This is a genomic window from Streptomyces sp. NPDC033131, assembly GCF_055578365.1.
Genome location: NZ_JBVIPA010000032.1, coordinates 110,728 through 118,007, shown reverse-complemented (window position 1 = coordinate 118,007; position 7,280 = coordinate 110,728). Strand labels below are relative to the sequence as shown.

General features: G+C 71.5%; 5 protein-coding genes. 1 reads left to right on the top strand and 4 read right to left on the bottom strand.

Annotation, left to right across the window (positions count from 1 at the left end; genetic code table 11):
- Positions 1-673, bottom strand: a 673-nt coding sequence (locus ACZ5XS_RS32705) for a maltotransferase domain-containing protein (protein WP_468657451.1), incomplete at its 3' end; no start/stop codon positions are given.
- Between the two features lie 218 nt (positions 674-891).
- Entirely contained in the window at positions 892-2,091 is a 1,200-nt protein-coding gene (locus ACZ5XS_RS32700) for a S8 family peptidase (RefSeq protein WP_468657449.1), read from the bottom strand.
- 287 nt (positions 2,092-2,378) lie between these two features.
- On the opposite strand from ACZ5XS_RS32700, the gene ACZ5XS_RS32695 reads away from it, so the two are divergent.
- A complete protein-coding gene (locus ACZ5XS_RS32695) occupies positions 2,379-4,997 on the top strand; it encodes a glycosyltransferase family 1 protein (protein ID WP_468657447.1) in 2,619 nt (872 codons plus the stop codon).
- 6 nt (positions 4,998-5,003) lie between these two features.
- Here the strand turns inward: ACZ5XS_RS32695 and ACZ5XS_RS32690 are convergent, their stop codons facing one another.
- Together ACZ5XS_RS32690 and ACZ5XS_RS32685 are read right to left on the bottom strand one after the other, a co-directional pair.
- Positions 5,004-5,522 carry a DUF1990 family protein gene (locus ACZ5XS_RS32690; RefSeq protein ID WP_468657445.1) on the bottom strand — a complete coding sequence of 173 codons (519 nt, stop codon included), beginning with the start codon at positions 5,520-5,522 and terminating at the stop codon, positions 5,004-5,006.
- A gap of 70 nt (positions 5,523-5,592) precedes the next feature.
- Complete coding sequence (locus ACZ5XS_RS32685; protein WP_468657443.1) at positions 5,593-7,260, bottom strand: M4 family metallopeptidase; 1,668 nt, start codon at positions 7,258-7,260, stop codon at positions 5,593-5,595.
- Between the last annotated feature and the right edge of the window lie 20 nt (positions 7,261-7,280).

The window sequence follows — 7,280 nt, the reverse complement described above, 5'->3', positions numbered from 1 at the left end:
GCAGCGTCTCCGACGCGGTCACGAACTCCCGCAGCGGATACCGCGACAGGACCGCGTCCACCTCCGGCGTCAACGCCGCCGCCAGGCGCGTCGCGGCGGGCCGGGTGTCGTCGCGCAGGGTCTCCACGGCCGTGAGGAGGACCTGCCGTTTGCCTTTCTTCGGGACGCCGGCGGCTGCCCGTTCGTACAGCCGGGCGCCCTCCTCCAGGACGAGTTCCGTGTCCATTCCCGCGGGGATCTTGATGGAGGCGTGGTGCCGCCAGGTGGTGACGGGGTCGCCCCACGCCTCCACGGTGTACGTCCACTGGCCCGGGGCGCCGGGGGCGACCTCGGCGCCCCAGCGGTCGGTGCCGGGTGTCAGTTCGCGCATCGGCGTCCAGGGGCCCGGGCGGCCCTCCGGATCCCTCAGCACGACATTGGCGGCGACGGCATCGTGCCCCTCGCGGAAGACGGTGGCCGAGATCTCGAAGGTCTCGCCGGTGACGGCCTTGGCCGGCCTGCGTCCGTGCCGGACGACCGGGCGGACGTCGAGAACGGGTATGCGTCCGATACCGGCGGCGGTGTCGCCCGTGGAGGGTGGCTCCGGGGCCGGCGGACCGTCGTCGACCGGGCGTACGGGTACTGCCCCGGTGCTCGGTGTCGGGGGTGCTGACGAGTGGTGCGTGGCGGGCATGACCGCTCCTGTCCGCGTCAACGTGGGTGGGCGGATGAATGTGGGGAGGTGGGTCCTGCGTGGTGTCCCTGTGGACTTCCTGAGGGGTGTACCGGAGGAGCCTTCCCACCCTATTCGGGTAGGCAATCCGGCACTTTGTTAACTACTCACGCGTATATCTCCACACAAAGACCGGCCCCGTTCAGGCCGAACGGGGCCGGTGCCGGAATCAGTCCCGGTCAGCGCGGTACCTGCAGCAGCTTGTCCGGCGATCCGAGGCCCCGTCCGGAGATCTTTCCGGTTGCCGCCCGGGCGACGAGTGCCTTGCCGACCTGGGCCGGAGTGGCTTTCCGGTGGTCCGAGAGATAGAGCGCGGCCGCGCCCGCCGCGTGCGGCGACGCCATCGACGTACCGGAGGCGGTGGCGGTCGCGGTGTTGCTCGCGATGGCCGCCGACGTGATCGACACGCCTGGCGCGAACACGTCCAGGGCCGAGCCGTGGTTGGAGAAGCTCGCCCTGGCGTCCTTCCGGTCGGTCGCGCCGACCGTGATCGCCTGCCGTACGCCCGCGGGGGAGTACAGCGACGCCGGCCTGCCGTCGTTGCCCGCGGCGACCGTGTAGGTCACGCCGGACGCGATGGAGTTCCGGACGGCGGCTTCCAGTTGGGCGTTGCGGGGGCCGCCCAGGCTGAGGTTGGCGACCGCGGGCTTCACCGCGTTCCTGGTGACCCAGTCGATGCCTGCGATGACCTGCGCCGTCGTGCCCGCGCCCGCGTTGTCGAGGACGCGTACGGCCACCACCCGGGCCTTCTTGGCGACGCCGTACTTGGCGCCGGCGACGGTGCCGGCGACATGGGTGCCGTGGCCGTTGCCGTCGCCCGCGCTCTTGTCGCGGCCGACGAAGTCCCAGCCGTGGCTCGCCCGGCCGCCGAAGTCCCGGTGGCCGGTCCGGATGCCGGTGTCGATCACGTAGACCGTGACGCCCGCCCCCGCGGAGTCCGGCGAGGTGTAGCCCTTGTCGAGCGGCAGGTCCGGCTGGTCGATGCGGTCCAGGCCCCAGGACGGCGGGTTCTTCTGGACGTGGTCCAGGCTCACCCGGGTGTCCTGCGCGACCGAGGCGACACGGGGGTCGGCCGCGAGCAGCTCGGCCTGTCTCTCGTTCGCCTTCACCGCGTAGCCGTTCAGCACCGTTCCGTAGGTATGGCTGATTTGTGCCCCGTATTTCTCGGCCAGGTCCTTTCCGGCAGCCGACGAGGCCTTCGTTCCCCCCTCGAGTGTCACCAGGTAACTTCCGCCGACGGAACCGGGTTGCCCGGCGCCGAGTATCCGCCCCTCCGGTACGGCGTGCGCGGGCAGGGTGATGGCCGAAAGCGCCGCGGCACAGGTCACCGCGGTCAGACCCCCCACCCGGCGCAGACGCCGTGCTCGCGTCCGTGCCATGGCTTGGTACCCCCTCCTCAACACGGCGTACGGCAGCCGGGACGCACCGCGTGCGCGGCTCCCCGGGCCGTACGCCACTTGGCAGCCTCTCGTGCGGTGTGAAGGACGACAAGGACGCCTACGGGGGTGGAATCGGCCAAATCGGGTGCAGGAGTCATAGGGTGGCAGGAACCGTTCCCGCAGGAAGGCGCCGTGGTTACGGAAGCCTCGTGCCCGATACCTTCGAACCTGACGATGGGACGCACACCGCCGTGCGTCCTCTTCCTCGTGCTCGCTTGAGGTGGAATGTGAAGGCGATCCGTCGATTCACCGTCCGACCCGTGCTCCCCGACCCCCTCCGGCCACTGAGCGACCTCGCGCGCAATCTGCGCTGGTCGTGGCATGCGGAGACCCGCGATCTCTTCCAGTCCGTCGACCCCGAGCGCTGGTCCGCCTCGGGCGGCGACCCGGTACGGCTGCTCGGCAGCGTGCGGCCCGGGCGGCTCGCCGAACTAGCAGAGGACCGCCGTTTCCTGCGCCGGCTCACCGCGGTCGCCGACGATCTGCACGACTACGTCACCGGCGCCCGCTGGTACCAGGCCCAGACGGCCGACCTGCCGGCCGCCGTCGCCTACTTCTCGCCCGAGTTCGGCGTCACGGCCGCCCTGCCGCAGTACTCCGGCGGCCTCGGCATCCTCGCCGGCGACCATCTGAAGGCGGCCAGCGATCTCGGTGTACCGCTGATCGGTGTCGGGCTGCTCTACCGGCACGGCTACTTCCGGCAGTCCCTGTCCCGGGACGGCTGGCAGCAGGAGCACTATCCGGTCCTCGACCCCAATGAGCTGCCCGTCGCCCAGCTCAGGGAGCCCGACGGCACCCCTGCCCAGGTCTCCCTGGCGCTGCCCGGCGGCAAACAGCTGCACGCCCGGATCTGGCTGGCCCAGGTCGGGCGGGTCCCGCTGCTGATGCTGGACTCGGACGTCGAGGAGAACGACCTCGGCGAACGCGGGGTGACCGACCGGCTCTACGGCGGCGGCAGCGAGCACCGGCTGCTGCAGGAGATGCTGCTCGGCATAGGAGGAGTGCGGGCCGTACGGACGTACTGCCGGCTCACCGGCCACGCCGAGCCCGAGGTCTTCCACACCAACGAGGGCCACGCCGGCTTCCTCGGCCTGGAGCGGATCGCCGAACTGTGCGCGGAAGGTCTGGACTTCGACTCCGCTCTCGAAGCGGTCCGGGCCGGAACCGTCTTCACCACCCACACCCCCGTCCCGGCCGGCATCGACCGCTTCGACCGTGAGCTGGTCGCCCGCCACTTCGGCCCCGACGCGGAGCTCCCGCGCATCGACGTCGGGCGCGTCCTGCAACTGGGCATGGAGACCTACCCCGGCGGCGAACCCAACCTCTTCAACATGGCCGTGATGGGCCTGCGCCTGGCCCAGCGCGCCAACGGCGTCTCCCTGCTGCACGGCAAGGTCAGCCGGGAGATGTTCTCGGGACTGTGGCCGGGATTCGACGCCGAGGAGGTGCCGATCACCTCCGTGACCAACGGTGTGCACGCCCCGACCTGGGTCGCCCCGGAGGTCTTCCGGCTCGGCGCCCGGCAGGTCGGCGCCCAGCGCACCGAGGACGCCATGACCGTCGGCGGCTCGGACCGCTGGGACGCGGTCGCGGACATCGCCGACCAGGACATCTGGGAGCTGCGCCGCAACCTGCGCGAGCAGCTGGTGACGGAGGTGCGGGAGCGGCTGCGCGCGTCCTGGCGGCAGCGCGGTGCCGGTACGGCCGAGCTGGGCTGGATCGACGGGGTGCTCGACCCGGACGTTCTCACCATCGGGTTCGCGCGGCGCGTCCCCTCGTACAAGCGCCTGACGCTGATGCTGCGCGACCGCGACCGGCTGATGGACCTGCTGCTGCACCCGGAGCGGCCGATCCAGATCGTGGTCGCGGGCAAGGCGCACCCGGCGGACGACGGGGGCAAGCGGCTGGTGCAGGAGCTGGTGCGGTTCTCGGACGATCCGCGGGTCCGGCACCGGATCGTGTTCCTGCCCGACTACGGGATGGCGATGGCGCAGAAGCTCTACCCGGGCTGCGACATCTGGCTGAACAACCCGCTCCGGCCGCTGGAGGCGTGCGGCACGTCCGGGATGAAGGCCGCGCTGAACGGCTGTCTCAACCTCTCCGTGCTGGACGGCTGGTGGGACGAGTGGTTCCAGCCCGACTTCGGCTGGGCGGTCCCCACCGCCGACGGCGTCGGCACCGATGCCGACCGGCGGGACGCCATAGAGGCCGACGCCCTCTACGACCTGCTCGAACAGCGGGTCACCCCGCGCTTCTACGAGCGCGGCCAGGGCGGGCTGCCCGACCGCTGGATCGAGATGGTCCGCCAGACCCTCACCCTGCTCGGCCCGAAGGTGCTGGCCGGGCGCATGGTCCGGGAGTACGTCGAGCGGCTCTACGCCCCGGCCGCGCACGCCCACCGCACGATGGTCCCCGACGCCGCCCGCGAACTGGCGGAGTGGAAGTCCAAGCTGCGCTCCGCCTGGCACGGGGTGACCGTCGACCACGTCGAGACGACCGCGGCCACCGCCACCGCCGAACTCGGCACGACCCTGGGTCTGCGGGTCCGCGTCGGCCTCGGCGGGCTCGCGCCCGAGGACGTCGAGGTGCAGGCGGTCTCCGGCCGGGTCGACGAGGAGGACCGCATCACCGACGCCACGACCGTCCCCCTGAAACCGGTGGGCGGCCCGGATCCGGAGGGCCGGTGGGTGTACGAGGGCCCGCTGTCCCTGGACCGGACGGGCCCCTACGGCTACACGGTCCGCGTCCTGCCCGCCCACCGTCTGCTGGCGTCCGGCGCGGAGCCGGGGCTCGTGGCTCTGCCGTCGGAGGAGGTGGTGGAGACCGCGGGGGTGCTGCTGCGCTGAGCCCGCTCAGATCTTCTCGACCGGGGCGCACAGCCGTCGCAGCACCGCGCCGCACCGCTTCGCGTACGCGTGCTGCAGCCCGCGTGTCGCCGGGCCGCCGGCGCGGGCGTACCACTTGGCGCCCCGGCTGAACGCGGAGATCGTCAGCCAGACCGTGCCGTCGCCGGTGCGGTCGACGACGAAGGACTCCTCGCCGCTCTCGGGATGGCCGGTCAGCGTGCCGTACGCCCAGCCGGCGCGGCGGGGTTCCTCGACCGTCCAGACCACGCGGCAGGGGGCTTTTATCAGCCCGGCGAGCGTGACGGTGACGTCGACCTCGGGGGCGGCGCGGTCCGCGCCGGCGTCGATGCCGACGCCGAGCTCGCGGTGCATCTCCCAGGTGAGGACCGCCTCGGAGGCTCTGCTGAAGACCTCCCGCCCCTCGCCGATGCGTGCGCGCACGTGCAGGAGGTGGAAGCCGGGCGGGCAGAAGCCGTCCTGCCGGGTGGCGCCGACGTGGTCGTACGTGAAGTCCGTCAAGGGCATGGGACCCAAGAGTAGGGCGGCCCCCGGGGATGCCTTCGTCCCGGGGGCCGCCGTCTCGACCGGTGAAACGTCAGCCGACGTTGACCGCCGACCAGGCCGCCGCGACCGCCTTGTACTCGGTGCTCGTGGAGCCGTACAGGGCCGACGCCGCGCTCAGGGTGCCGGTGCGGGCGCCCGCGTACGTGGTGGTCGACGTGAAGTACTCGGTCAGCGCCTTGTACCAGATCTGGACGGCCTTGGCGCGTCCGATGCCGGTGACGGTGGAGCCGTTGGAGGTCGGCGAGTTGTAGCTGACGCCGTTGACGGTCTTGCTGCCGCTGCCCTCGCTGAGCAGGTAGAAGAAGTGGTTCGCCGGGCCGGAGGAGTAGTGCACGTCCAGGTTCTTCAGCGTCGACGACCAGGAGTCGGCCGAACCGCCGTCCTTGCTGGGCCGGTCCATGTAGCGCAGCGGGGTGCCGTCGCCGTTGATGTCGATCTTCTCGCCGATGAGGTAGTCACCGACGTCGTTGGAGTTCGCCGCGTAGAACTCGACCGCCGTGCCGAAGATGTCGGACGTGGCCTCGTTGAGGCCGCCGGACTCCCCGCTGTAGTTCAGGCCCGCGGTGTTCGACGTGACGCCGTGCGTCATCTCGTGGCCGGCCACGTCCAGTGACGTCAGCGGGTGGGTGTTGCCCTCGCCGTCGCCGTACGTCATGCAGAAGCAGCTGTCGTCCCAGAACGCGTTGACGTACGCGTTGCCGTAGTGGACGCGGGAGTAGGCGGCCTTGCCGTCGTTCTTGATGCCGCTGCGGCCGAAGGTGCTCTTGTAGAAGTCCCAGGTCGTCTGCGCGCCGTAGGCGGCGTCGACGGCCGCGGTCTGGTCGGTGGTCGCGCTGGAGGCGACGCCGGTGCCCCAGATGTCGTCGGCGTCGGTGAACAGGGTGCCGGCCGACGAGCTGGTGCCGTGCGCCTTGTTGTACGTCTTGTGGCCGCCGCGCGCGGTGTCGTACAGCTGGTACGTCGAGCCCGACAGGTAGGTGCCGAGGGTGACGGTGCCGGAGTAGAGGCTCTTGCCGCTGCCGGTCTCGATGCCCTGGTACTCGAAGAGCTTCTTGCCGGTGGCCGCGTCGGTGATGACGTGCAGCTGGTTCGGGGTGCCGTCCTCCTGGAGGCCGCCGACGACCGTCTCGTAGGCGAGGGTCGGCCTGCTGCCGTTGCCCGCCCAGATCACCTTGCGGGGCGCCGCGTCGGCCTCGGTCTTCTCCGAGCCGGCCGACTCGGCGGCGGTCAGGGCCTGCTTCTCCGCCTTGGCCGCGGCGATCGCGGGCTTGAGCGAGGCGACCTCGATGGTGGCCTTCGTCGCCTTGGTGACGCCCTGGGTGGCGCCGGCCTTCGACGCGTGGACGACCAGGTCGCCGCCGAGAACGGGCAGGCCGTCGTAGGTGCGCTCGTAGCGGGTGTGGACCGTGCCGTCGGCGTCCTTGACGACGTCTCTGACGACCAGCTTCTCCTTGGCGCCGAGGCCTATCTCCTGGGCGGTGCCGGCCACGGTGTCCTGCTGCTGCCGGATGAGCGCGGTGCGCGCGGCCGGGGAGAGCGTGGTGGGGGCGGCGAGGGGCTTCGCGGCACCGGCGGCGTCCACCGGGGTCTGGGCGGACGCGCTGACGGTGGTGAGCCCGGTGGCCAGCAGGGCGCCGGCGGCGACGGTGGTGGCGATGGCCAGCGTGGTGCGCTTGTGACGCGCGTAGACGGAGGACACACAAACTCCTTCGGTGGGGG

Bases quoted from the DNA above. Each gene is read 5' to 3' on its own strand.
- ACZ5XS_RS32700 (WP_468657449.1), bottom strand. From the start codon at position 2,091: ATGGCACGGACGCGAGCACGGCGTCTGCGCCGGGTGGGGGGTCTGACC.
- ACZ5XS_RS32690 (WP_468657445.1), bottom strand. From the start codon at position 5,522: ATGCCCTTGACGGACTTCACGTACGACCACGTCGGCGCCACCCGGCAG.